We start from the raw sequence: 24,559 nt of genomic DNA on the forward strand, positions 1-24,559 counted from the left end.
TTAATTAATTTTAAATAATTTGTTACGTTTCAAAAAGAAAACTTTGTTTTAAATATAAAAAATGTTTTATGTGATCTTTATAATTACAATAGTTCTAAAATAAAGCATAATGCCCCAATTCGAACCCTTTTTTATTTATAGGAAAACAACACAAATGAGCCTAGAGATTGAAGAAGATTTGCAAGAATCAGAAACGACAAAAAATGATGATCGATATTTAGTACCAGGGCTTGTGCGTGGTTTAGCCATCTTGCAAGCATTTAATCAACAAGCACAAGAAATGACGATTACAGAAATTGCCGAAATTTTGGAAGTGAACCGTTCTAGTGCATTTCGTCTTATTTATACACTCGAAGCTTGTGGCTATTTAAGGAAAGCATCCCAAAAAACTTATGCGCTTGACTCAAAAGTTATGGAGCTTGGTTTTAACAGTTTATCGAAGCTTTCATTACTCGATTTATCCACTCCTTTAATGAAAGAACTACGTGATCAGACCAAACTGGCAGTACATCTGACTGTTTTGGAAGGCACACATATTGTTTTTGTAAATAATGTTCAATCAATGGGTACTTTTACCAGCAATATTAGCTTAGGTACTCGCTGGCCAGCCCATGCTACCGTTATTGGTCAAATGTTATTGTCGGATTTACCAGAGGCAGAAGTACGACAACGCTATCGTAATTTCAATGAGTGGGATAGTTTCTCAGAACTTACCCCAACTAACTTGAAAGCACTCTTACAAAAACTAAATTATGTAAAAACCCAAAAATCGATGGTGAGCTGGGGTCATTACAATCATGATATGGCTGCTTGTGGTGCTCCTATTTTCAAACAATCTAATGGAAAAATGGTAGCGGTCCTTTCGGTGAGCTGTCCAATTACCACTTATGATGAAAAGACCTTTAAAGAAGATATCGCCGCTCTAGTCATCGCAACGGCAGATAAAATTTCAAAATTTATCTATTAAAAAAAGCGACGTTAAGTCGCTTTTTTTATGTTTTTATTTCATTAATTAAAAATTACGCTTAAAAATTTCACCATTCATATCCTGAAAACACAGTGTTGAATAATTTTCTTTAATATCAAAATTTAAGTACTGCTGTTTAAATTGCACCACTGCATAAAACTCTTCGGCTCCATCATCTAAACCTGTCGCAGAGACCTGAGTGCCTTGTGGAAAATCTTTGAGCCATGCAGCCTTATAGAAATCTGACACTGAATTAAAATCTATATATTTTGCAGGCTCAGCCATAATTTTTTGGGCCACTGCATCAAACTGTTGCTGTTTATATATGACTAAATTCAGGATCATGGTTATTCTTAAAAGTTAATTACTAGCAGTCATCAATAGAGTGCGTATAGTAATGTAGCTTTCCATTACGGAAATGAAAATGTAAGCCATCATTACTCCCTTTCCAAGGTTGTAAAGAATAAACATGTTTTTTAGTCATATAGATCTGTTCACCAAAAAACTTTTTAAACTCATTCTCAGAAGTTAAATGATTAAATAATCGGGAACCATACTTTAGACCATTTTGCTGGCTTACATATACCTTATCTAAAGAACCCGTAGAGAGTACCACTCCATCTTCATATACCCATTGATCTGGAAAATAACCACCATTACATTCATCAGCTTCACCTTTAATAACCTGCTTTGGCTTTTTCAGGTTATTTAAAGGAATATCAAAACTGTTCAATACTTTCCCATGCCATAAAGGTTTAATATTTACTTGTGCATAAGAGGTTGTTGCTACTAAAAAGCCAATACAAAATAAAAATATATGAGTTAAATTTTTCATAAAAATCCAGAAATTAATGATTTAAAAGTTTTGCGCTTTCGTCTTATTAATAATCAAACCTTTTTGTTTGTCTTTCATAATGATTAAGGGAGATCCAACTTTTTTAGTTTTGGTATTATCCAAATATTTTTTCTTCTGTAAATAAATCTGGTTGTCTTTAATAACACTATCTATAGAGACTTCATCATCCGTATAATAACTAATATCTTGTGTATAAATATTTGACCAATTCGCTATCCAAAAAATAATGAAATTTCCGCCACGCTCTTGATAGTTGTCTATTGCAAAGGTTTCAGAATCAATTTTATGTATAGTCTGACCAGCTATTGAGGATATATCCTGAGTTTTCGATTTAATATAATAGGTTTTATTTTTATCTAAATTGATAGCAAATACGTTATAGCCTAGCGCATCAGCTATATCAGGCTTAAAGCAAGAATAGCTTTGTATTTTTACCTGTGCCGTCTGTATAATTAATTTATTATTTTCAACAGGTTCATCTTTCTGACATGAATCAGGTAATTTACTGAGCTGGTTTAAAGGAATAGCATTAACCTGAGCATTTGCATAACCAGAACAAAGAAATAAACAAAATAAAAGTTTTTTTAAAGTATGAGTCATCAAATAATTTCCAAAGAGGATTATTGTTTTAATATTTTCTCATACATTAAATAGTTTTTTTCAGATCTATATGATCAACCTGCTTTCTTTTAACCTTTTCCCATTGATACCAACCATAAGCTGCCATTAACACAAAGGCTGCATATAAGGCTGAAGTTAAAAATAGATCTTTATAAATAAACATACCCACATAAATAATGTCGACAAATACCCAAAGTATCCAAGTCGCAATATGTTTTCGGCTGGTCCAATAAGTTGCAAGCAAACTAAATGCTGCAAGCTGTGAGTCGAGCATAGGCACTGCTGCATCGGTAAAGTTTTTAAGTATCAAACCAAAAAGTAAACCACCTACCGCGGCAATGATCATTTGAAAAATTGCAACTTTAGGGGCTATTGGTTCTATACGAATGTCATGATCTTGCTGCTTTCCTTTGAGCCAATAGTAAAAACCATAAAAATTTACAGCCATAAAAAAGAACTGCAAAATCGTTTCACCATAAAGCTTAAATTCATAAAACAAATAGGCGTATAGAACAAAGGCAAAGAAATTAAACAGCCAGCACCACATATTGCGAATTACAGTTAATCCGACTCCAATTAGACTAATTAAGACCGCAAAGATTTCTAAAGGTGACATAAGAGCAGCTGCTTATTGAGATCAATTTGACGAGGTATTATGAGAAAAATATGGGGCTAAGCAAACAACTAATTTAACGTATTCAACAAAATCTATATTCCACGCTTGAATCTCATTTGTACTTTTCTGTTTATATGTTATAAAAATATCATCTATATTTTTAATATACTTATCATGTTTTTATCTAAAGCCCATTATTGTCTAGCGCGTCAATTTCACGCCTCAGAGATGATGCTCTGTGTGGTCAATTGCCGACGCCCTTATTTCAGAAAATTTGGCGCTTTGAATAAAAAAATCAAGAAGTTACTTACATAATATTTCCTCTGATTTTTCTTAAAAAGCCGCCATAAAAAGCGGCTTTTTTTATGCCCGTTCATCCTACAAAACATTACTTTATGGAGCTTTATATGAAGCCTTTATTTGAACAACAGAGTACGTCCAGCCCGCAGATTCAGCCGGCTGTAGCATTACCTTCATCTCCGACTCGACTCGCTACAGCCGGCCAATTTATTGCGGTCATTATTATTTGGTCGCTTATACCACTCGCCGCCGTCTGGACAGTACAAGAACTTCACTGGGCATGGGGATTATTCCTTCGCTTTAGCATCGCTATTCCGATTGCTTTACTATGTCTAAAGTTTTTCCGTTTAAAACTGATCTTTAGTAAAAAAGCGGTTTTAAGCTACTGTGCAGGAGCCATTGGTTTATTTGGTTCCATGGCTTTTTGCTACATGGGTGCAGATAAAGTTCCATCAGCCATTATTTCAATTATTTACGGCACCTCTCCGTTAGTATCTGGGCTTGTCAGTTCTTTTGTATTAGGGCTTGAGCGTTTTTCATCATGGCAGTGGCTTGGTCTCGGTATTGCGCTTGTCGGGATGAGTTTTACATTAGGGCTATCTTCATCAGGTTTTCAGCTCAACAATATTGGTATTATGCTAGAGCTAATCGCTATGCTGTTTTATGTATTGTCGACTTTCGCCGTAAAATCTGTCGGAGCGCATATTCATCCCATTATACAAATGACGGGTTCTAGCCTTGTCTCGTGGGTAGGTTACGTATGCTTATTGCCTTTCTTTTGGTCACATCTTCCAACTGAACTTCCAAGTCTGAAAATTTCACTCGCGGTCTTCTATAGTGCTGTCTTTTCTTCTGTACTTGCCATGATTTTTTATTATCAACTCATTAAGGTACTCCAACCGACGACGGTACTACTTATTACAATTATTACCCCTGTTTTAGCCACCTTTTGGGGAACATGGTTCAACCATGAACAACTTAGCTCACATCTTGTTTTAGGTTTAACCCTGTTATGTCTAGGGCTATTAATGTATTCAAGGCGCTCTGCATAAACCTGCTCAACCTGATACATCTATGCGTCAGGTTGACTTTTGACGAGTATTGACAGCATGCTTTTATTTTCACTTACCAAGTCATCAACAAATTGTATTTGATCGTTTTTAAATGATTGTTTAAAAGATAATGAAACACAAATAAAGAGCGCGACAATATGTCAAATCAAGAAGGAAAAGTCAGCCGTGAAACTCGCGGACATATTTTTTTAATTGGTTTAGATCGGGCAGCAAAACGCAATGCCTTTGATAGCTACCTCATTAAAGATTTATCTCTAGCGCTTACAGAATATGAAAATAATGATGCTCTGCGCTGTGCGATTATTTTTGCTCATGGCGACCATTTTACGGCGGGTTTAGATTTAGTTGAGTTACAACCTAAGCTTGCTACAGGTGTTTTTGATTTTAGTGATGAAGAAATTAACCCGTGGGGTACAGTTGGCCGAAAACTGAGTAAACCATTAATTGTAGCCGTACAAGGTTATTGCTATACAGCTGGCATAGAACTATTTCTTAATGCAGATATTGCAATTGCGAGTGAAAATACTCAGTTTGCGCAAATGGAAGTCCAACGTGGCATCTTACCATTTGGCGGTGCAACTGCCCGCTTTACTCAGGCAGCAGGTTGGGCCAAGGCCATGCGCTATTTGCTTACAGGTGACCCTTTTGATGCAAAAGCAGCATTTGATATGAATCTGATTACAGAAATATGCCCTGAAGGGACGGAGCTTAACCGTGCGATAGAACTTGCGGAACATATTTCCCAAGCTGCGCCACTTGCTGTCAAAGCCACTCTTGCCTCTGCACGCGAAGCCATTAATGAAGGTTATGAAACTGCTTTTAGCCAATTACAGAGCCATCTTCAGCCTTTGCTGACCACAGAAGATGTTCAAGAAGGTGTTTTTGCCATGTTGCAAAAGCGTCCACCTGTTTTCAAAGGTAAATAAAGCCTACTTAGACACAGCTTTCAAGATTTAAAACTTATTACTCTCTAAAAACATATATAAAAAGAAAGCCCACATAATGTGGGCTTTCTTGAATTAATTTGGCTTATTCAACTCTAACAATTTTACCAAATTCATCGTGGTGGACTATCGTAATTTTTTGGCTACGTCCCTGCTCAATTTCTTGCTCAGGTAAATCAAAGTAGCGTGCATAATCATCTGTCTGCTTCATGTCAAGTTCATCACCACCCACACGGCGTTCAGGCAAAATATGACTCCATAGCAACAAACCAATTGCACAAGCAATGAGTGCTGTAAAGCCATGCTCAATTCCCACACCAAAGGCACTAAATAAACGGTGTACCAAATGTGTTTTTTGTAGTTCAACCAATAGCCATACAAACACGAACGGACGCCACAACAACAACCAACCGCCCCACATCATGGCTGTGCTTGTTGTAGAAACATAGCGCTTGTGCCACGGTAATTGACGACGTAAATCAATAATCAACGAATTTGTCTTCATTTCTCTTTTACCTAACGAAGTGCTGCGGTTTTCCCCAGACATCAATACAGCACGATCTTTAAAATCTCATGACTCTTGCATTTCATCTAACGAATGCCCCGATCCGGGCTCACCCAACGTGCTCGTTTCTCATCTCCACGTCGTAAGACTTTTGGAAATGCCACAATGGTTGCCGAAATGGTGATTAGCCAAAAGACCAATGGATACCAAATCATCCAGAAATAGTTTTTTCCTAGATTCGGTTCATAACGACTATCCATCCATTTGCTTAAAGCAAACTGAATTAGACAGGTTGCCCCCAATAAAATACCTGTACCATACGGTAAAAATGGGGAACTCACAACGGCCAATGCAGGGACTGGGAAAATAAAATGTACCAACCACAATAAAGCCATTGCCAGCATTAAATATGACCAGACTAAAGTTAAGCAAAGCTCAAACATTAAAGGCCATAAAAAATTCAATTTTGGTTTGGTGAACACATCAATATTTTTAATTAATACCTGTGCCCCACCCATTGCCCAACGTAAACGCTGTTTCCACAATCCGTTTAATGTTTCAGGCATTAAAATCCAGACCAAGGCATTCGGTTCAAAACGAATGTCCCAGCCTGCACGTTGCAATTTCCAAGTAATATCAATGTCTTCGGTCAACATATTTGGTGACCAATAATCGACTTGGTGAACAGCACTTTTACGGAAAGCCGTAATTACACCAGACACCGTAAACAAACGACCAAATGTACGCTGAGCACGTTTAATCATTCCCACAATCGAAGAAAACTCACCGACTTGAATACGTCCTAACAAAGTTGAACGCGTACGAATACGTGGGTTTCCAGTTACGGCTGCAACTGTTGGATTCTGAAGAAAATGACGAATCATCCATTTTGCTGCATGCGGGTCAAGCAAAGCATCCCCATCGATACCAATTAAAAACTCGGCATCGGTCATGAGGCTACCAGCCTGTAGGCCCATTGCTTTACCTTGGTTTTGTGCAAGGTGAACAACACGAAGTTTTTCGTATTGTTCAGCTAAACGATCTAGGACTTCACCCGTATTATCCGAACTACCATCGTTAATTGCAATCACTTCAAAATTAGGGTAATCCAATTTTAAAGCGTGACTAATGGTTTCCTCTGCATTATCGCCTTCGTTAAAGCAAGGAATAAGTACAGCAACTTTCGGATAGCTTTCTAATGGAGCTGGTTGATCGTAAGGTGGAGCCTTACGTTCTTTCCAATAGAAAATGATCGCACCAATCATCCATAGATATGACATAAACAATGGATAATAAAAAACGAACTTTAGAGCCTGCGACCATATTGCAGCAAAGATTGTCATGTTTCAGCCTCGTCTACGGCACAAGACGAGATGACTTTTCAGCAAATGCTTTATGCATCACGTTCACGTCCGGATGATCTTTAATTGGGTCATCTGGATAATATGCAACATGCATTGCACCTTGTTCATAGAGAGAGTGAATTGTCGCAGCCATTTCAGTTGAAGGTACCTTTTCGTTATTACGCCAGTTCGTTGCTTGTAGCTCAAAAACTGTTTTCTTAATGCCATTTGGATACTGTTTCACACGATCAACCATATCTTTATAGAATTGATCTTGGTTCTTCACTTGCTCCATATAAGGCATCGCCATAATAGCAGTAAAATCATAACGGTTTAATGACTCTTCAAGTGACTGAGAGTACCAATTTTCCGCATATGGTTTTAAAGCCACTTGTGCATATAAATTACGTGCTGTAAGCAGGAATGGCTCATACTGACGAACCTCACCAACAAGCTCCATCGCAAAATCATCTAAATATCTTGTTTTGTATGCAGTCCACTTCTGCAAATCTTCGTCATTTCCACGAATTTTTGCCAAGTCTGTTGGTAAACCTTGTTTCGCATAAGCTTTTAAGGCATCTGGGCTTGCATCTTCATAATCAGACAGAGTCACATCGTCATGGAATAAAATTCCATTGAAAGACGATGACTTCGCTAAATCTTCATATATTTCACGGATAGTTTGACGCGCTTCAGGTGAAAAAGGGCTTAAACGAATGTATCCCATATTGAGATGCTCACTCGTTTTATCCTGCTGGGTTACAACCAAATCTTTTGATACAGGATCAGTTTTTGGTAGTTCCCATGCCAATAAAGGCATCCACGCATAAATACGGCTTACAGGCGTACGTGTTTGAATTTGCCATGCAACACGGTTGAATAAATCAGCACGCATAGGAATATGTCGATTTGGGAAGTATACCATATCGGCAGAACCATTAGCATCTGCATCAGAGAAAGCTTGTAAATAAACCGTGTTTACGCCCATCGCATTAATACGGTCGAGTAGATTACCTAAATTACGCTCTTGTTGTTTCGGATCTGGATCATAAATATAGTCCAGATCAACATGCATAATTTTTTGCGGGCGATTGTTATCCGTTAAGTTTAATTCACGGTTTTTAATCTCTTGAGCCAAATCATTGGTACTCATTCCGCCTTCTACCAAAATACGGCTCATATTCTGTAGAGATTGTTTAGCATGATCTGCTCCATCATCAAGTGTGATGGTAATTGGCATACCAAGCTTTTTAGCAATCTGAACCGTTTGCATATTGTAGCGACCGTATGGCCAAACCATAATACGTGGCGAACGTATACCATGTTGTTTGAGCAACTGATTATTCTTTTTCAAATCATTATAGATTCGAGCCTGATACTGGCTGTCGTTTTCATATGTTTTAGTTTTATCATCATAAAAACGTGTGGTTGCCGCAGGTTCAGAGTTTCCTTGTGGATTACCATTAATACCACGGTGTAAGTGATAGCTATGGCTTGCAATTTCAACAAAACCGCTATCTTGCATCTCTTTAAGTTCAGGCCAGCTTAAGATTTTATCACGTGGAATTTCTTCACCAGAAAAATCTACCTTCTGATTTTCTTTTGGCTCCAACCATGAACCAACAACAGCAAGTACTACTGGTATTTTCTTAGCCTTAATCACTGGATAAGCATTTTGATAAAAAGTCTGATAACCATCATCTACAGTTAATAAAACCGGTTTGCTTGGCAGTGCAACTTTACCCTGATGAGCGCGAATTAGCTGATCTACAGTAATAAAATGGAAACCGTTTTTTTGCAGCCAATCGATATGCTCACTAAATTGTTTCGTAGTCACCGCATATTGAGGAATTAAGGCATTCTTAGTATCGGTAATTTCATGATAGCCAATAACAGTAAGTTCTGAAGCATCTATTTTAGGAGGAGCAGCTAATGCCATACCTGACAAGCCTGCTAAAGCCAAGCCAAGCGTTAGATTCAACAAAGGAGATGCAAAGCGGGTAATCATGAAATAGCGTCTCAATAGCAATATAGATTATTTATGTGAAATTTAAACTTAAGAACTAAAACCGACGTCTATTTAGCCCTTAAGTTTAAACTGCCCAAAATGAGCAGTTTTTCAGTTCACCTTTATAATCAAATAAACTGAAAATAATCTTAAATATTCAAAAAGCTAAAATATAAATAACGAATATATTCATATTTAAAGCTTATATAAAAAAATCAAACGGTAAAATTTTGATTTCATTCATCGCGAGTTTTTACGTCAAATAACTCAATTTCAAAAATCAAATTTGAGTTCGCCGGAATAACTTTGCCCATTTTGCGTTCCCCATAAGCTAAATGCGCAGGAACAATAAGTTTACGTTTTCCGCCCACTTTCATTCCCATGATGCCTTGGTCCCAACCTTTAATCACACGGCCTGTACCAATAACACATTCGAAATAATTTCCGCGATCAATTGAAGAGTCGAATTTGGTACCGTCCTCTAACCAACCTGTATAGTGAGTGGTAATTAAGGCACCTTTAACCGCTTCCTTACCTTCGCCTACTTTTAAATCAATAATTTCTAATTCAGTGATCATAACATTTCCGTTTCATTTAAATTCACAGCCCAGACTCAATCTTTAGTCTAGCAACTAGTTTTGTAAATTTTGTTGTGCTTTCCAATTTTACTGTAATTGAGTCCACACTACATTTGCTTGGCCATTCTCGCCTAGTAAAGTCCACTCATTGTCCATAACGTTTAACTGTAACTGCATCGTACGCTCACAAAGCTGTTCTAACTCTGCTGTACTTTCAGGAGCAATTTGCCAAACTTGGACATTACTTAATGTTTTAATTTTACTGTTTCTCTTCCACCAGTCTTCGACCTGTGAACCATACGCAACAATTGCTACAGCTTTACAACGTGCACTGGCTTTTTTCACTTTATCTTCAGAAGGTAAACCGACTTCAATCCAATTTTCTAACTGACCTGTTAAGTCTTTTTGCCAAAGTGCAGGCTCATCAGTTTCAAAAAGGTCTTTAGTAAATTCAAGACTGTCACTTGCAAAACGTGCAAATGCCATAACACGAACCATTAACCGTTCTAAAGTTTCTGAAGGATGCAATGCAAGCGTCAATTGATAATCGCCATAGATATGGTCATCCATATTGGCAATATTCAAGTCTGCCTTATAAATTGTTGCTTTAAGCGCCATGGTTAATATGTCCAAAAATTTGGCGCTAAGAATACTCGATTTCAATTAAAAAATTATAGAAAAAACGCAGTAACACAAAACTTCTTTCACTCTAAATTTGCATCTTCTTCCAAAACATCCAAGCGCTTTCCAAGTTGGCGGGCTTTTTGCTTTAAAGGGTTTGTATTCCTCTCTTTTGATTTGATGACTTATGTGGCAAAAACTTAAACGTAGTTTATTCCTACAAGTTCTCTGCGCTCTCTTCCTAGGTATTGCAGTAGGACTTGCTTTTCATGACTTCTCTCTAGCTTTAAAACCCCTTGGTGATGGTTTTATTTCACTGATTAAAATGTTGATTGCACCAATTGTATTTTGTGTCGTAGTACTGGGAATTTATGGTGCAAACGATATTAAAAAAATGGGCAAAGTCGGTGCAAAAACGATTCTCTATTTTGAAGTAGTCACAAGTATTGCTTTAATTTAGGGAATTATTGTTGCTTATGTCTTTAAACCGGGCGTCGGTATGAATATTGATATTAGCCATTTAGATGCTAAAGATTTAAGTACCTATACCGAACGTGCTCACGACATGCATACAGGTTCAGATTTTCTTCTTAATATTATTCCAAAAACATTTACTAGCGCTTTTGCGAACGGCGATATTTTACAAGTTTTACTCATCGCGATTTTATTTGGTGTCTCGCTACTTTTAATTCCTAAACATTTAGCCGAGCTGGTACGTCAGGCACTTGAAGCTTTCTCTGAAGTCTTCTTTAAAATTATGGGACTGATTATCCGTTTAGCTCCAATTGGTGTATTCGGTTCAGTCGCATATACCACTGCAAAATTCGGATCAGACTCACTTCTACAACTCGGTTATTTAGTTTTACTCTTTTATGCAACCTGCATTTTATTTGTTGTGATTGTTCTAGGTTTAATTCTAAAGCTTGCTGGCCTGAACATTTTCAAGTTTGTAGGCTATTTTAAAGATGAACTTGCCATTGTTTTAGGTACTGCCTCTTCCGACTCAGTTCTTCCTCAAGTCATGAAAAAGCTTAAAAACCTAGGCATAAAAGACTCAACAGTCGGTCTAGTCATTCCAACCGGTTATTCTTTTAACTTAGATGGCTTTTCCATTTATTTAACATTAGGAGTGATTTTTATTGCGCAGGCCTGCAATATCGATCTCTCTATGCATGACTTATTAGCTATTTTGCTGGTTTCACTGATTACCTCTAAAGGTGCGCATGGTATTCCGGGGTCAGCTTTAGTTATTCTTGCGGCTACACTTTCAGTTATTCCAAGCTTACCTGCAATTGGCCTAGTACTTTTACTGTCTGTAGATTGGTTTATCGGGATTATCCGTGCTTGTACCAACTTAATTGGTAACTGTGTTGCGACCGTAGTCATTGCCCATTGGGAAAAAGATATTGATCATGCCCAAGCTAAAGCTGTACTCGACATAAAAAAATAGATGAAGATTTCTGAGAACATTGAGCTATCTTTGGGACTGTTCTAAATTTTGTGTAAGTACTTAATTTTCATTTATCCTTCAGAGGATAATTACAAAAGGTACTTCACATGGATGAAGCAACAATCAAAAGTATGGCTGCCGAATTGGCTAAAGGTCTAAAAACACCAGAAGACTTAAACCAAATGACAGCAGTCTTTAAAAAATTCATGATTGAAACTGCACTCAATACTGAACTTTCAGACCATCTCGGTTATGAAAAGCATCAGCCCAAGAAAGGCTCAAATAGCCGTAATGGGTTTAGTTCTAAAACCATTACAACTCAAGATGGACAACTGGCTTTAGATATTCCCCGTGATCGAGAAGGTTCATTTGAGCCACAAATTATCAAAAAGCACCAAACACGCATCACCAGTATGGATGACCAAATCCTCTCACTGTATGCAAAAGGAATGACTAATAGGGAAATTGTAGCCTTCTTCAAAGAAATGTACGATGCCGATGTGTCAGCATCTCTCATCAGCAAAGTTACCGATGCTGTGATTGAGCAAGTGACTGAGTGGCAAAATAGAGCCTTAGATAGCCTTTATCCTGTTGTCTATCTTGACTGTATTGTTGTCAAAGTCCGTCAGCACTCCAATGTGATTAACAAGTCCGTATACCTTGCTTTAGGCATCAATATGGATGGGCAAAAAGAATTACTGGGTATGTGGATTGCTCAGACAGAAGGTGCCAAATTCTGGCTGTCAGTCATGACAGAGCTAAAAAATCGAGGAGTACAGGACATTCTTGTTGCCTGTGTAGATGGATTAAAAGGCTTCCCTGACGCGATAGCCTCTGTTTACCCTCATACTGATATTCAACTGTGTATCGTGCATGTTGTACGCAATAGCCTGAGATTTGTAAGCTGGAAAGACTACAAAGCTGTTACGTCGGGTCTGAAAGCGATTTATCAGGCAAGTACAGAGGAAAATGCTTTAAAATCCCTAGACATCTTCTGTGATCAATGGAATCACCAGTATCCCAAAATTGGAGAATCCTGGCGGGCCAATTGGGAAAATATCCGAACGATCTTTAGCTATCCAGCCGAAATACGTCATGCAATTTATACAACAAATGCGATTGAGTCGTTGAATAGCGTAATACGCCATTCAACGAAGAAAAGGAAAATCTTTTCATCTGATGACTCAGTAAAGAAGGTCATTTACTTAGCAACATCAAATGCTGCGAAGAAATGGACGATGCCAATTCAAAATTGGCGTTTAGCAATGAATTGGTTTACGATTCAGTTCGATGATCGATTAAAAGATCATTTATAAAAAATGGAACTTACACAAAATAATTTACAGGCTCCTATCTTTTCAATGTTCTCTATTCATCAATTCTGCAAGTTAATAACTCAGTTTCAAATGCCAGCCAGTCATGTTCATGTTGGCTAATGATTTCAATACGGTTATCAATACCCTCTTCACCAGACTTATAATTAAACTGTTCAGGATTAAAGTTAAAGGTCTTCCACCCCTGATCTGTATGAAAAACTCCCTTAATACGCAGCCAGTCTTGCTGTGCGCAGAGTAAATCGAGCAAAGCATAAAATTCGAATTTCCAACGCTTAGGTAATTTCCAGCCTGCAACAGTATATCCCTGCGCTGACTCAACATAGTGATAAGGCAATTGACGAATTTCTTTTGCTACTTCAGCTTCACTCATCTGCTTTTGAAGCTTAAGTAAAGGTTGTATAGAGCGTGCGGTTAAACGAGCAGCGACATCAATTTGTGCTAGTTCGAGTTGACCATGCTCTGTCGTTAACCATTGTTGTTGATAAGGTTGATACTCTTGTTTCAATTGGTCTAATGCTTGTTCATCTTCAAAAGACATCGTATCAGCATGAGAAACCACAACAATTTGCGCGGCTTTTAACTGATCTTCATAAAGATTTTGCTTAACCCAATTGTTGTCATGCAAGCGGCTACCATCGACAACCGTGACTAATGCACGCATAGCCAGGCTGTTTTGCCAATGAGGTTCAGTTAACTGATCAAACAGTTGTGAAGGATGTCCAAGCCCTGTAGGTTCAATAAAGAGTCGATCTGGTTTTTGTTCACTTAGCAAACGAGCCAAAGCAATATGCATGGGGAGTTGGCTACTACAACATAAACACCCACCTAATAATTCTTTTACGGCATAGCCTTGTTCTTGCGGTAAAAGTTGTTGATCTACCCCAATTTGACCAAACTCATTCATTAAGACCGCCCACACTTCATCTTTGGGTTTCTGACTTAATAAATGCTGTAATAATGTGGTTTTCCCTGCCCCTAAAAATCCTGAAATAATATGGGTAGGAACAGTTTTTTGGGGAATCAGTTTCACAAGCAACTCAAATCAACAAGGTTCAAAAAAACTAGGAAAGGTATATCACTGTTTAAGTAGCATGAAAATGATTTTTCTTTTTGACGTCATTTTTTTAAAAAGTGGGTGAAAATATTAAATTTGAGAAGTAAGTCTCATTGCTTATCTAAATTTACTTTAAATAACTTATTGTCAAACGGAATATTCTATTTTAAGGCATTCATAATTCATACCAGAGTGTTTTGTTTACGTAACCAACCTGACTTTTTTTTATTCAACATGAAATATTTTTTCACATTTTAAACGTTCAACCAGCGCGGTAATTTTACAGTAGACGCACATAAACGGCCCGTATATTTCATATTGTTAAGATAGCCGTAATAGATTGTTAAGTTAATTGATGCAATCCAAAGCTCGGCTTAGCATGTGTCCTAGCTTAATCATTCAGCCATACAGGTTTCATGTTGGTAAGAACGATTAGGTTTAATTTATTGTTTAATGAATTTTAAGGATGCCATAAAATGAAATTAGCTAAAACTTTACTTGCTACTACTCTAGCTTTAACTGCTGCTTCAACTTTTGCTGCTTCTAAACATGACAAGGTTCATGCTCCAGAAGATAAAGTTGTAGTTTCAACTCAAGAACAAGCCAACACTGCAAATGCTGCATCTGACGCTGTAGGTTCAGCTTCTGAAGCCGCTCCTGCTGCTCAATAATTATTATCTCTGTACTCTCCTCCAAGCTCAGAGATAATTTTACTGAAATGAAACAGGACGTTAAATTTCAGTGATGAAAAAAAAGATCGAACCATGCTGCGGTTCGATCTTTTTTTAATTCGATCTGATTAAGACGTTTTCTTATACATGCTACAAGAAGGATTATGATTTTCTTGTAGGCGCAACACCTTACGGTGCTCTGCCGCTTCAAATCGACAGCGTTTCCACTCGGTATCTAGCTTCAATTGAGGAACTTCGCGTGGTTTACCATGCTCATCAACAGAAACCATTGTGAAATAACAGCTATTGGTATGGCGAACGGTGCGCTTTTGAATATTTTGTGCTTCAACACGAATACCAACTTCCATTGAAGTACGGCCTACATGGTTCACACTTGCCAAGAAGGTGACTAACTCACCTACATAAATGGGTTCTTTAAAATTCACTTTATCTACAGACAAAGTGACCACATAGCTGCCCGAATAACGGCTTGCACAAGCATAGGCGACTTGGTCTAACAGCTTAAGAATTGTTCCACCATGAACATTACCTGAAAAATTTGCCATATCAGGGGTCATTAAAACTGACATGGTTAATTCTGACTGATCATCAGTTACGGTTGTCATTTCATCTAATGTAGGCATGACTCAACTCTGTCTCAAACAAGCTCAGAAACATTATGGTTGATAATTCACAAAAAAAACATGCTTAAATCCACAACATAGCATCGTATTTTTTAATATTGTTTATTCTTTTTTTGAACGAAGCTTTTTTAATCTATTATTTTTAATTATTTTTTAGTTTTTCTTAAATAAAAATTGATTGAGAAATTAAAAATAATAAAAAAAGTGCTATGCCATTTTTCAATATTAAATGGCATAGCACGATGTTGACCGATACTTGCTAAACTTTATTAATCACACCTGTCACACCATTGATAATCATATCAATAGCGATCGTACCGATTAATAACGCTGATAAACGCCCAACAATATCAAAATATCGGTCAATATGTTTGGCATGTTTATAGCGTAAATGATCATGTGAAAATTTCATCAAAATCAAAATACTACAGGTTAAAAATAACGTAAAGGCAATCACTAGGGCTGCTTCACCAATTGACATTTCTATGCCTGTGACTACAGCAGCACTAATAGTACCTGGCCCAATCATAAATGGCATAGCGATGGTTCCAGCTAAATGCTCAGGAGCACCGCGCATTTCACCAATGGTATCGGCACCCTGAAACACATAACGATAGCCAATCACCAAAAAGATCAGGCCACCAAAAATCTGAAAGGCTTCAAAACGTACATTCAGATATTTACTAAAAATTGTTTCACCGCCCCATGCAAACAGCATGAACACAATAAAAGCAATCAAACTTCCCTGAATCAGCGCTTTATTAAATACCTTAGCTTCTGAATGGCGGATTAGGCCAATCATATAAATGCTCATTAAAAATGGATTGAGCAATGAGAAAAATAAAGCAAAAGAATGTAGATAAGGAGAAGCCATGCATTTTCCTCTTAAGCTTGTGGATCTGGGAACAATGGTCGGTTTCCAGGGCTAATACGATTGATATGTAAGAAGGTCATATGTCTTTCATATTTATCTAAAATGTCATTAATGACCTGTTCTTTACTGTAACCAACAAGGTCGTTGTCTTGAGAACCTTCATAAAGATAAGTTTCGAGACGGTAATAGAACTGTTTGCCTCGTTTTACACGCTGACTAAAGTTAGGCGCGCTATAACGGACAGGCCAAATCTGATAAACAAAGTTTTGCTCTTCTTCCAAATGAATAGTGATATCGAGGTGATATAACGCCTCTTCGTCTTCAAGTGGGGTCTGCTGTACATCTACATTCACGCCTTGCTTAATAAGCTCATCGGCAACGGCTTGCACAGCAGGCTGACAAACTGTGTCGAGCATACGTCTGGTTTCAGTTGTTCCCGGATGGTGCATCACTCGGGTCAACCGCTTTTTCCAGTTAAGGATGTCGACGTTACCTACCACGGGTGCTGCATTCATACTTCGACTAGCGTGCCTGTAGTCTTCAAGTCTGAGTGACTTATAAAGCCCTGCCATCACAAGGAACATTACGAAACTAAACGGTAGTCCCATAATAATGGTGGCATTTTGCAAAGCAGTAATCCCGTTGGTCATCAGCATAGCGAGCGTTAATAACCCAATGGCAATTGCCCAGAACACACTTAACCAACGTGGTGCATCATTATCAATATGCGTAAGCTTGGTCGTGAAGTTACCTAAAACTAATGCACCCGAGTCAGCAGAAGTCACATAAAATAAAAGACCCGTCACCGTCGCAATTGAAGCAATGAAGGTAAAACCTGGGTACTGCGCTAACAGGTCATAAAAACCATGTGCCGGATTGGATAATACCGTTGCAGCCAAAGTTTGGTTGCCTTCAAAAATCACGCTGTGCAATGCGCTATTACCAAAAATAGATAACCACGTTAAGGTAAATAACAAGGGAATAATTAAAGTCCCGCACACGAACTCACGGATAGTACGTCCTCTTGAGATACGTGCCAAAAAGAGTCCTACAAATGGAGACCAAGCAATCCACCATGCCCAGAAGAACAAGGTCCAACTGCTCATCCAATCTTTAGGTTGCTCAAAAGCAAAACTTTGAAGAGCCAAGGTCGGGAATCGAGTTAGATAGTCGCCAATATTTTGTACCAGCGCATTGAGTAAAAACTCGGTATTACCTAAAAACAAAATAAACAGCAAAAGACCAATTGATACATAAATATTGATTTCAGACAAAATCCGAAGGCCCTTATTCACCCCAGATGTCACTGAAATAATACTAATACCCACTGCAATGGCAATCAGTGCAAACTGCATCCAGATATTCTCTGGCAGTCCTAATAAAACATGCAAACCATAGTTCAGCTGTACTACGCCAATCCCGCAGGTGGTCGCAATACCAAAAATTGTCCCGATGACGGCGGCAGTATCCACACTATGGCCAATGGCCCCATTAATCCTATTCCCAAAAATTGGGTAAAGTGCAGAACGAATGGTAAGCGGCAAGTTATAGCGATAACTGAAATAGCCAAGTGCCATACCAATCAAGGCATACATACACCATCCGGTCAAACCATAGTGAAACAGCGTCCACACCATACTCTGGCGTGCAGCTTCATAGGTCTGGCCTACGCCAACAGGCGGCTGCATATAATGAGATAATGGCTCGGCCACTGAGAAGAACATTAAATCGATACCAATACCTGCCGAAAACAGCATGGCAGACCAACTCAGTAGACTAAACTCAGGCTTTGAGTGTTTAGGACCAAGCTTAATTTCACCATATCTTGAACAGGCAATGAAAATGACAAACACCATATATAGCGTTGCAGCCAGTAAATAATACCAGCCAAAGGTTGACGTTACCCACGCAAGGACGGTGTTAATGGTTCGATTTGCGAAATCGTTAAATAAAAAAGTAACGAGAGAAAAGATTAAAATGATTAGAGCTGAAATATAAAAAACCACACGATTAAGCGGGTCTTTTTTAGATTTAGATAATGTTAAATCATCAACTGCTCTTGGATTATCTGTTGCCATACAATCCTCAAGGAATAGAAGAAAAATAAAATATTCAATTTAGTCTTTTCACTATTTAACCATAATGAAAAGACTGCTTTGAACGCAAAAAAATAAATAAATGTGATGAACCAAGATTATAAAACCTCGGTTACTTTGTTCTGGTCACAATTCGATGGAATAGAAATGTCTTTTGAAATAGCTAACTGCTTTTTCGCAACATTCGGGTCAAAATCATCTTGCTTTAAGGCTTTGGCTAAACCAAACATATAAAGCAAAATAATCACAGAAAATGGTAAACCACATAACACCACTGCACTTTGCATGGAGTTAAAACTACCTGCTAATAATAAGCCGATACTTACAATGGTAATGACCACAGACCAAAAGATGCGTAACCAGATCGGTGAATCACTATCACTGGTGCCCCCTTTCGAGGACAAATTGGCGATCATTAGTGTACCAGACCCAACAGGGGTCAAAAATAAAACGAAACAAATTACAACAACAATCCCGGCAATATACGGATTAAACGGGAGATATTCGAGTAATTTGAATAATGACAACGCTGGATCACTTAAAACCATATCACCTAAAGCTTTCTGCTTTTGGTTGAGAATAAAATGAATTGCGGTGTTTCCAAAAATAGAAATCCAAGCCAGTGTAAAGCCGAGTGGAATGAGACATACACCCAAAACCACTTCACGAATGGTTCGACCTTTGGAAATTCGGGCAATAAACATCCCTACAAAAGGTGCCCAAGCAATCCACCATGCCCAATAAAACACAGTCCATGAACCCAACCAGCCACTGGCTTTTTGATTGTATAAATACATATCAAAACTTTTACCCATAAAATTGTTGAGGTAATCACCGACATTTTGAACAAGACCATTTAACAAATGGTTCGTCGGTCCTGTTAAAAATACAAATAAAAGTAAAGCATAGAGCAAACGCAAATTAATACGCGATAACCATGCCAGACCTTTTTCAATACCCACTACTGTGGTGATGGTCGCAACACTCATCATGACGAGAACAGCTGTAATTAAGGTTGCAGAGCTATGCGGTATTTCAGGAATTAAATAACAAATACCTGAAACCAACACTAAAGCACCAATACCTAAGTTGGTCACGAGCGAAATGACTGTCGCTAAAATACCAAAGCCATCGACAAAATCACCCACTAAGCCATGAACCCGCTCTCCGAAAATTGGATAGAGAGCCGAGCGCAATGCAAGCGGTAAATCTTGTCTAAAAGCAAAGTAACCTAAGGTCACACCGAGCAAGGCATAAAGCACCCAGCCATGAATACCCCAATGCAAAAAGCTATAGGTCATGGCATTTCGGGCGGCCTGAATAGTACCTGCCTCACCTTCAGGTGGTCTTAGAAAATGGTCAACAGGTTCTGCCACGCCGTAATAAAGTAGCGCGATACCAATCCCTGCTGAAAATAGCATTGAGGTCCAAGCCAAATAGCCAAACTCGGGTTTGTCGTCATCTTTACCTAACGGAATTTGCCCAACTTTTGAGAAGGCAAGCCAAGCCACAAAGCCTAAACACAGCACAATCACCAACATGTAATACCACCCGAAAAAGTGGTTTACCTGCTCTTGCACATAGGTCAGCCAAAACTGACTTTTTTCTGGAAACAGCACAAACAATAGGCCAAAAATGCCGATACTGACTGCCGAACTCCAAAATACGAAACGATTTAACCGAATATGGTCTGAAGAATATCCATCACTTTTCAACACCATCTTATTGCTCCTTGCAATCGGTGTATTTTTTCCAAAATAACGTGATAAGTACCGGACTTATGCGCATCATCCTATCCGTAAGAACTTCTGATTCTATCTCTTCTACCCCGAAGTAAGATTCAAAAATTCATTGATTTTTACACATCATACTTGTTATTGATTGAACGTTCAATCAATAACAAGTATGATAAAAAAAGTGCTATGATGCTCTGCAAGTTAACATGCTGAATTTAAAGCACCCATAAAAGTGCTGATGTGGACAATCATGACAAAACGCAGAGTAAAACCAGAGCATGTGCGCCGTGAAGAGATTATGAACGCTGCACTCGACGTAATTTATGAAGTGGGGTTATCCAATACCACCATTGCACAAATTGCAAAAAAAGCCGAGCTGTCGACCGGCATTGTTAGCCATTATTTTGGCGACAAACAAGGGTTAATAAATACCTGTATGCAAGAAATGCTGAATGTTTTGCGTCGGAAAACCGAACAATACAGAGCAGAAGCAGATTCGCATCCGGAAAGCCAGATTAAGGCAATTATTGACTCTAACTTTGACATTAGTCAGGTAAATGAAAAAGCAATGCGGGTCTGGTTAGACTTTTGGTCTGCAAGTATGCATGTACCAGACCTGAGCCGTTTGCAAAAGATTAATGATCAACGCCTGTATTCCAACTTGAAGTTTTATTTTCTCAAGTTAATAGATGAACAACAGGCCAGTGTTGCCGCAAGAGGTTTGGCAGCATTGATTGATGGATTATGGCTACGTGGCAGTTTAAGCCGTCATAACGAATTTGACAGCGAACTGGCCCGTTCCATTGCTTACGATTATGTAAAAACGCAATTGCAATTTGCGAACAAGCCTTTGCAGGAGAGACAAAATGAGTGATGTACAAGTTTATCAACTGTATATCCATGGACGCTACGTTGAAGCAACCAGTGGTAAAACATTTAATAGTATTAACCCTGCCAACGGTGAGACAATCGCGACTCTTCAACAGGCATCTGAACAAGATATTGAAGCTGCTGTAAAAAGTGCCCAACAAGGACAAAAAATCTGGGCAGCCATGACCGCTATGGAGCGTTCACGTATTTTACGTCGTGCTGTCGATATTCTCCGTGAACGTAATGATGAGCTTGCCCGTCTTGAAACACTCGACACTGGTAAAGCCTACAGCGAAACATCTACCGTCGATATTGTGACTGGTGCCGATGTACTCGAATATTACGCAGGACTTGCAACCGCTATTCAAGGCGAACAAGTTCCACTTCGCGAGTCAAGTTTCTTTTATACACGCCGCGAACCTTTAGGCGTGGTTGCCGGTATTGGTGCCTGGAACTATCCAATTCAAATCGCTTTATGGAAATCTGCCCCTGCCCTTGCTGCTGGCAATGCTATGATTTTCAAGCCAAGTGAAACCACTCCACTCACTGCATTTAAACTTGCAGAAATCTATACAGAAGCTGGCTTACCAGACGGCGTGTTTAACGTGGTGCAAGGTGCTGGCCGTGAAATTGGTCAATGGCTCACTGAACATCCTGTGATTGAAAAAATCTCATTTACTGGTGGTGTGGAAACTGGCAAAAAAGTCATGGCAAGCGCTGCTGGCTCTACACTTAAAGAAGTGACTATGGAACTTGGTGGTAAATCACCACTGATTATTTGTGAAGATGCTGACCTTAACCGTGCTGCAGATATTGCAGTCATGGCAAACTTCTTTAGTTCAGGTCAAGTATGTACCAACGGCACCCGTGTATTTGTTCCAAAATCACGTTTAGCCGACTTTGAAAAAGCCGTTGTAGAGCGCGTAAAACGTATTCGCATTGGCGACCCAATGGCTGAAGAAATAAATTTCGGTCCGCTCACCAGCTTCCCGCATATGGAAAAAGTGTTGTCTTTCATTGAGTCGGGCAAACAACAAGGCGCTAAAGTATTAATCGGTGGTGGTCGTGCGACCGAAGGCGAGCTTGCCAAAGGCGCTTATGTACTACCGACAGTATTTAGCGACTGCACTGACCAGATGTCCATTGTTCAAGAAGAAATTTTTGGACCTGTCATGAGCATCTTAAGCTATGAAACCGAAGAAGAAGTGATTCAACGTGCCAACGACACAACCTTTGGTTTAGCTGCCGGTGTGGTCACTCAAGATATTAGCCGCGCTCATCGCATTATTCACCAAATTGAAGCTGGTATTTGCTGGATTAACACTTGGGGTGAATCACCTGCCGAAATGCCAGTCGGCGGCTACAAGCAATCTGGTGTAGGCCGCGAAAATGGCTTAACCACGCTTGGGCACTATACCCGTATCAAATCTATTCAAGTTGAACTTGGCGATTATCAAAGCATTTTTTAATGCCGCAATCGCTCTAAAACCTTCAACCTAAATCACATATGCCGAGCAGTCTTTATAGATTGCTCAGGCAAACTGTTAGTAAAAAAAGGATAGTTATGAATATTAAAGAATATGATTACATTATTATTGGCGCAGGATCTGCCGGAAATGTACTCGCTGCGCGTCTTACCGAAGACAAAGATACCACCGTTTTACTCTTAGAAGCGGGCGGACCAGATTATCGCTTAGATTTCCGTACACAAATGCCAGCAGCTTTGGCCTACCCTCTTCAAGGTCGTCGCTATAACTGGGCTTATTTAACTGACCCTGAACCACACATGAATAACCGCCGTATGGAATGTGGTCGTGGTAAAGGTTTAGGTGGCTCATCTTTAATTAACGGCATGTGCTATATCCGCGGTAACGCAATGGATTTAGAGCAATGGTCAACCCATAAAGGCCTTGAAAACTGGACTTATGCCGATTGCTTGCCTTACTACAAAAAAGCCGAAACTCGTGACATTGGTGAAAATGACTATCATGGCGGCAATGGCCCTGTGTCCGTTGCTACGCCAAAAAATGGCAACAATGTGCTGTTCCATGCCATGGTTGAAGCAGGTGTACAAGCAGGTTACCCACGTACTGATGACTTAAATGGTTACCAGCAAGAAGGCTTTGGTCCAATGGACCGTACAGTTACGCCTAAAGGCCGTCGCTCAAGTACTGCACGTGGTTATTTAGATATGGCAAAAGGTCGTCCAAACCTGACTATTTTGACTCACGCGACGACCAATAAAATCTTGTTTAATCAAAAACAAGCGATTGGTGTTGAATACATTATTGGCGCTGATCAAAACAACTTGCAACGCGCCTTAGTTAAACGAGAAGTGCTACTGTGTGCAGGCGCAATTGCTTCTCCACAAATTTTACAGCGCTCAGGCGTAGGTCAAAGTACCTTCTTAAAATCAATGGACATTGATGTGGTTCATGATTTGCCGGGTGTAGGTGAAAACCTGCAAGACCATTTGGAAATGTACTTACAGTATAAATGTAAGCAACCCGTTTCCTTATACCCTGCTTTAAAATGGTATAACCAACCTGCCATTGGTGCCGAGTGGTTATTTAACGGTACAGGTATTGGCGCAAGTAACCAGTTTGAAGCAGGTGGGTTTATCCGTAGTTCCGATGAGTTCAAGTGGCCAAACATTCAGTACCATTTCTTGCCAGTTGCGATTAACTACAACGGTAGTAATGCAGTAAAAGAACACGGCTTCCAAGCTCACGTGGGTTCAATGCGTTCCCCTTCACGTGGTCGTATCAAACTTAAATCGAAAGATCCATTTGAACATCCAAGTATCTTGTTTAACTACATGTCGACTGAACAAGACTGGCGTGAATTCCGTGATGCAATTCGTATCACACGTGAAATCATGCAGCAACCTGCGCTTGATCCATATCGTGGTGAAGAAATTAGTCCGGGTAAACATTTGCAAAGTGATGCAGAGCTTGATGACTTTGTTCGTAACCACGCAGAAACGGCTTACCACCCGTCTTGTAGCTGTAAGATGGGTGAAGATGAGATGGCTGTTGTAGATGGTCAAGGCCGTGTACACGGTATGAATGGTTTACGTGTAGTTGATGCCTCAATTATGCCGCTCATTATTACGGGTAACTTAAATGCAACCACTATTATGATTGCCGAGAAAATTGCAGACCAAATTCGTGGACGTGAAGCATTACCACGTTCAACTGCACCGTTCTATGTCGCGTCATAAAACCGTTAAGGGCATATTTCTTATACAGAAATATGCCCTGAATTTAATAGGTACTGCATAAACATTAATAAGAACTATGTATGACAAAAAATAAGCGGCTATAAGCTAAACATTTACACAAATATGGCATGAAATAAAAATTAATCTATTTTTATAGGCAAATTACCATCAA

At 39.0% G+C, this 24,559-nt stretch carries 22 protein-coding genes and 1 pseudogene; 9 read left to right on the forward strand and 14 right to left on the reverse strand.

The annotated features are described in order from the left end of the window. Positions 1 to 154: 154 nt before the first annotated feature. Positions 155 to 967, forward strand: coding sequence for an IclR family transcriptional regulator (locus tag F985_RS17465; RefSeq protein ID WP_004703172.1), 813 nt, complete (start codon positions 155 to 157; stop codon positions 965 to 967). A 45-nt stretch (positions 968 to 1,012) separates the two neighbouring features. Here the strand turns inward: F985_RS17465 and F985_RS17470 are convergent, their stop codons facing one another. Genes F985_RS17470 through pnuC form a run of 4 tightly spaced genes read right to left on the reverse strand, consistent with a single transcriptional unit; the run spans position 1,013 to position 3,060 of the window. Continuing rightward, positions 1,013 to 1,312 carry a hypothetical protein gene (locus tag F985_RS17470; RefSeq protein WP_004703173.1) on the reverse strand — a complete coding sequence of 100 codons (300 nt, stop codon included), beginning with the start codon at positions 1,310 to 1,312 and terminating at the stop codon, positions 1,013 to 1,015. Positions 1,313 to 1,334: 22 nt separating this feature from the next. Continuing rightward, positions 1,335 to 1,802, reverse strand: a complete 468-nt coding sequence (locus F985_RS17475; RefSeq protein WP_004703176.1) for a hypothetical protein — start codon at positions 1,800 to 1,802, stop codon at positions 1,335 to 1,337. A gap of 21 nt (positions 1,803 to 1,823) precedes the next feature. After that, positions 1,824 to 2,423 carry a hypothetical protein gene (locus tag F985_RS17480; protein WP_004703178.1) on the reverse strand — a complete coding sequence of 200 codons (600 nt, stop codon included), beginning with the start codon at positions 2,421 to 2,423 and terminating at the stop codon, positions 1,824 to 1,826. A 46-nt stretch (positions 2,424 to 2,469) separates the two neighbouring features. Further along, positions 2,470 to 3,060 carry a nicotinamide riboside transporter PnuC gene (pnuC, locus tag F985_RS17485; RefSeq protein ID WP_004703179.1) on the reverse strand — a complete coding sequence of 197 codons (591 nt, stop codon included), beginning with the start codon at positions 3,058 to 3,060 and terminating at the stop codon, positions 2,470 to 2,472. 407 nt (positions 3,061 to 3,467) lie between these two features. Here pnuC and F985_RS17490 point away from each other — a divergent pair, with 407 nt between their 5' ends. After that, complete coding sequence (locus F985_RS17490; protein ID WP_004703181.1) at positions 3,468 to 4,412, forward strand: DMT family transporter; 945 nt, start codon at positions 3,468 to 3,470, stop codon at positions 4,410 to 4,412. A gap of 158 nt (positions 4,413 to 4,570) precedes the next feature. Beyond that, positions 4,571 to 5,359, forward strand: coding sequence for a crotonase/enoyl-CoA hydratase family protein (locus F985_RS17495; RefSeq protein ID WP_004703182.1), 789 nt, complete (start codon positions 4,571 to 4,573; stop codon positions 5,357 to 5,359). 103 nt (positions 5,360 to 5,462) lie between these two features. Here the strand turns inward: F985_RS17495 and pgaD are convergent, their stop codons facing one another. From pgaD to F985_RS17520, 5 genes are all read right to left on the reverse strand, one after another. Continuing rightward, positions 5,463 to 5,882 carry a poly-beta-1,6-N-acetyl-D-glucosamine biosynthesis protein PgaD gene (gene pgaD / locus F985_RS17500; protein WP_004703183.1) on the reverse strand — a complete coding sequence of 140 codons (420 nt, stop codon included), beginning with the start codon at positions 5,880 to 5,882 and terminating at the stop codon, positions 5,463 to 5,465. A gap of 86 nt (positions 5,883 to 5,968) precedes the next feature. Next, complete coding sequence (gene pgaC / locus F985_RS17505; protein ID WP_004703185.1) at positions 5,969 to 7,225, reverse strand: poly-beta-1,6-N-acetyl-D-glucosamine synthase; 1,257 nt, start codon at positions 7,223 to 7,225, stop codon at positions 5,969 to 5,971. Between the two features lie 13 nt (positions 7,226 to 7,238). After that, complete coding sequence (gene pgaB, locus F985_RS17510) at positions 7,239 to 9,233, reverse strand: poly-beta-1,6-N-acetyl-D-glucosamine N-deacetylase PgaB (RefSeq protein ID WP_004703187.1); 1,995 nt, start codon at positions 9,231 to 9,233, stop codon at positions 7,239 to 7,241. Positions 9,234 to 9,469: 236 nt separating this feature from the next. Further along, a complete protein-coding gene (locus F985_RS17515) occupies positions 9,470 to 9,811 on the reverse strand; it encodes an FKBP-type peptidyl-prolyl cis-trans isomerase (RefSeq protein WP_004703189.1) in 342 nt (113 codons plus the stop codon). Positions 9,812 to 9,898: 87 nt separating this feature from the next. After that, positions 9,899 to 10,429, reverse strand: a complete 531-nt coding sequence (locus F985_RS17520) for a YaeQ family protein (RefSeq protein ID WP_004703190.1) — start codon at positions 10,427 to 10,429, stop codon at positions 9,899 to 9,901. A gap of 190 nt (positions 10,430 to 10,619) precedes the next feature. Here F985_RS17520 and dctA point away from each other — a divergent pair. Both dctA and F985_RS17525 read left to right on the forward strand, forming a co-directional pair. Beyond that, positions 10,620 to 11,882 (forward strand): annotated as a pseudogene (gene dctA / locus F985_RS0104565) (C4-dicarboxylate transporter DctA). A gap of 107 nt (positions 11,883 to 11,989) precedes the next feature. Continuing rightward, positions 11,990 to 13,198 (forward strand): IS256-like element ISAba26 family transposase, encoded by a 1,209-nt coding sequence (locus F985_RS17525; protein WP_000343018.1) that lies wholly within the window; start codon positions 11,990 to 11,992, stop codon positions 13,196 to 13,198. A 52-nt stretch (positions 13,199 to 13,250) separates the two neighbouring features. On the opposite strand, the gene F985_RS17530 is transcribed toward F985_RS17525, so the two are convergent. Further along, a complete protein-coding gene (locus tag F985_RS17530) occupies positions 13,251 to 14,249 on the reverse strand; it encodes a CobW family GTP-binding protein (protein WP_004703195.1) in 999 nt (332 codons plus the stop codon). 500 nt (positions 14,250 to 14,749) lie between these two features. Between F985_RS17530 and F985_RS17535 the strand changes: the two genes are divergently transcribed. After that, positions 14,750 to 14,944: a hypothetical protein gene (locus F985_RS17535; protein WP_004703197.1), complete on the forward strand. Its 195-nt coding sequence runs from the start codon at positions 14,750 to 14,752 to the stop codon at positions 14,942 to 14,944. 128 nt (positions 14,945 to 15,072) lie between these two features. Here the strand turns inward: F985_RS17535 and F985_RS17540 are convergent, their stop codons facing one another. From F985_RS17540 to F985_RS17555, 4 genes are all read right to left on the reverse strand, one after another. Next, positions 15,073 to 15,588 carry an acyl-CoA thioesterase gene (locus tag F985_RS17540; protein ID WP_004703199.1) on the reverse strand — a complete coding sequence of 172 codons (516 nt, stop codon included), beginning with the start codon at positions 15,586 to 15,588 and terminating at the stop codon, positions 15,073 to 15,075. A 259-nt stretch (positions 15,589 to 15,847) separates the two neighbouring features. Continuing rightward, complete coding sequence (locus tag F985_RS17545) at positions 15,848 to 16,462, reverse strand: MarC family protein (RefSeq protein ID WP_004703201.1); 615 nt, start codon at positions 16,460 to 16,462, stop codon at positions 15,848 to 15,850. A gap of 11 nt (positions 16,463 to 16,473) precedes the next feature. Further along, entirely contained in the window at positions 16,474 to 18,540 is a 2,067-nt protein-coding gene (locus F985_RS17550; RefSeq protein WP_004703202.1) for a choline transporter, read from the reverse strand. A 116-nt stretch (positions 18,541 to 18,656) separates the two neighbouring features. Beyond that, the gene (locus F985_RS17555) at positions 18,657 to 20,279 is read right to left on the reverse strand and encodes a BCCT family transporter (protein WP_004703203.1); all 1,623 of its coding nucleotides are present in this window, start codon (positions 20,277 to 20,279) and stop codon (positions 18,657 to 18,659) included. Positions 20,280 to 20,544: 265 nt separating this feature from the next. Between F985_RS17555 and betI the strand changes: the two genes are divergently transcribed. The 3 genes from betI to betA all read left to right on the forward strand — a co-directional run bounded on the left by betI (position 20,545) and on the right by betA (position 24,387). Further along, positions 20,545 to 21,168 (forward strand): transcriptional regulator BetI, encoded by a 624-nt coding sequence (gene betI / locus F985_RS17560; protein ID WP_004703204.1) that lies wholly within the window; start codon positions 20,545 to 20,547, stop codon positions 21,166 to 21,168. Beyond that, on the forward strand, positions 21,161 to 22,633 hold the full coding sequence (betB, locus tag F985_RS17565; protein WP_004703205.1) for a betaine-aldehyde dehydrogenase: 1,473 nt from the start codon (positions 21,161 to 21,163) through the stop codon (positions 22,631 to 22,633). Before betI ends, betB begins: the two co-directional genes overlap by 8 nt. A 95-nt stretch (positions 22,634 to 22,728) precedes the next feature. After that, positions 22,729 to 24,387: a choline dehydrogenase gene (betA, locus tag F985_RS17570; RefSeq protein WP_004703206.1), complete on the forward strand. Its 1,659-nt coding sequence runs from the start codon at positions 22,729 to 22,731 to the stop codon at positions 24,385 to 24,387. The last annotated feature ends 172 nt before the right edge of the window (positions 24,388 to 24,559 follow it).

The organism is Acinetobacter seifertii, assembly GCF_000368065.1.
Taxonomy (GTDB): Bacteria; Pseudomonadota; Gammaproteobacteria; order Pseudomonadales; family Moraxellaceae; genus Acinetobacter; species Acinetobacter seifertii.

What these genes read in the sequence shown, in the direction of transcription:
- F985_RS17515 (WP_004703189.1), bottom strand. Translation starts at nt 9,811, where the DNA reads ATGATCACTGAATTAGAAATTATTGATTTAAAAGTAGGCGAAGGTAAG.
- pgaC (WP_004703185.1), bottom strand. Translation starts at nt 7,225, where the DNA reads ATGACAATCTTTGCTGCAATATGGTCGCAGGCTCTAAAGTTCGTTTTT.
- pgaB (WP_004703187.1), bottom strand. Translation starts at nt 9,233, where the DNA reads ATGATTACCCGCTTTGCATCTCCTTTGTTGAATCTAACGCTTGGCTTG.
- F985_RS17480 (WP_004703178.1), bottom strand. Translation starts at nt 2,423, where the DNA reads ATGACTCATACTTTAAAAAAACTTTTATTTTGTTTATTTCTTTGTTCT.
- F985_RS17555 (WP_004703203.1), bottom strand. Translation starts at nt 20,279, where the DNA reads ATGGTGTTGAAAAGTGATGGATATTCTTCAGACCATATTCGGTTAAAT.
- F985_RS17495 (WP_004703182.1), top strand. Translation starts at nt 4,571, where the DNA reads ATGTCAAATCAAGAAGGAAAAGTCAGCCGTGAAACTCGCGGACATATT.
- pgaD (WP_004703183.1), bottom strand. Translation starts at nt 5,882, where the DNA reads ATGAAGACAAATTCGTTGATTATTGATTTACGTCGTCAATTACCGTGG.
- F985_RS17535 (WP_004703197.1), top strand. Translation starts at nt 14,750, where the DNA reads ATGAAATTAGCTAAAACTTTACTTGCTACTACTCTAGCTTTAACTGCT.
- betI (WP_004703204.1), top strand. Translation starts at nt 20,545, where the DNA reads ATGACAAAACGCAGAGTAAAACCAGAGCATGTGCGCCGTGAAGAGATT.
- F985_RS17520 (WP_004703190.1), bottom strand. Translation starts at nt 10,429, where the DNA reads ATGGCGCTTAAAGCAACAATTTATAAGGCAGACTTGAATATTGCCAAT.
- F985_RS17465 (WP_004703172.1), top strand. Translation starts at nt 155, where the DNA reads ATGAGCCTAGAGATTGAAGAAGATTTGCAAGAATCAGAAACGACAAAA.
- pnuC (WP_004703179.1), bottom strand. Translation starts at nt 3,060, where the DNA reads ATGTCACCTTTAGAAATCTTTGCGGTCTTAATTAGTCTAATTGGAGTC.
- F985_RS17470 (WP_004703173.1), bottom strand. Translation starts at nt 1,312, where the DNA reads ATGATCCTGAATTTAGTCATATATAAACAGCAACAGTTTGATGCAGTG.
- F985_RS17550 (WP_004703202.1), bottom strand. Translation starts at nt 18,540, where the DNA reads ATGGCAACAGATAATCCAAGAGCAGTTGATGATTTAACATTATCTAAA.
- F985_RS17525 (WP_000343018.1), top strand. Translation starts at nt 11,990, where the DNA reads ATGGATGAAGCAACAATCAAAAGTATGGCTGCCGAATTGGCTAAAGGT.
- F985_RS17490 (WP_004703181.1), top strand. Translation starts at nt 3,468, where the DNA reads ATGAAGCCTTTATTTGAACAACAGAGTACGTCCAGCCCGCAGATTCAG.
- F985_RS17475 (WP_004703176.1), bottom strand. Translation starts at nt 1,802, where the DNA reads ATGAAAAATTTAACTCATATATTTTTATTTTGTATTGGCTTTTTAGTA.
- F985_RS17545 (WP_004703201.1), bottom strand. Translation starts at nt 16,462, where the DNA reads ATGGCTTCTCCTTATCTACATTCTTTTGCTTTATTTTTCTCATTGCTC.
- F985_RS17540 (WP_004703199.1), bottom strand. Translation starts at nt 15,588, where the DNA reads ATGCCTACATTAGATGAAATGACAACCGTAACTGATGATCAGTCAGAA.
- betB (WP_004703205.1), top strand. Translation starts at nt 21,161, where the DNA reads ATGAGTGATGTACAAGTTTATCAACTGTATATCCATGGACGCTACGTT.
- betA (WP_004703206.1), top strand. Translation starts at nt 22,729, where the DNA reads ATGAATATTAAAGAATATGATTACATTATTATTGGCGCAGGATCTGCC.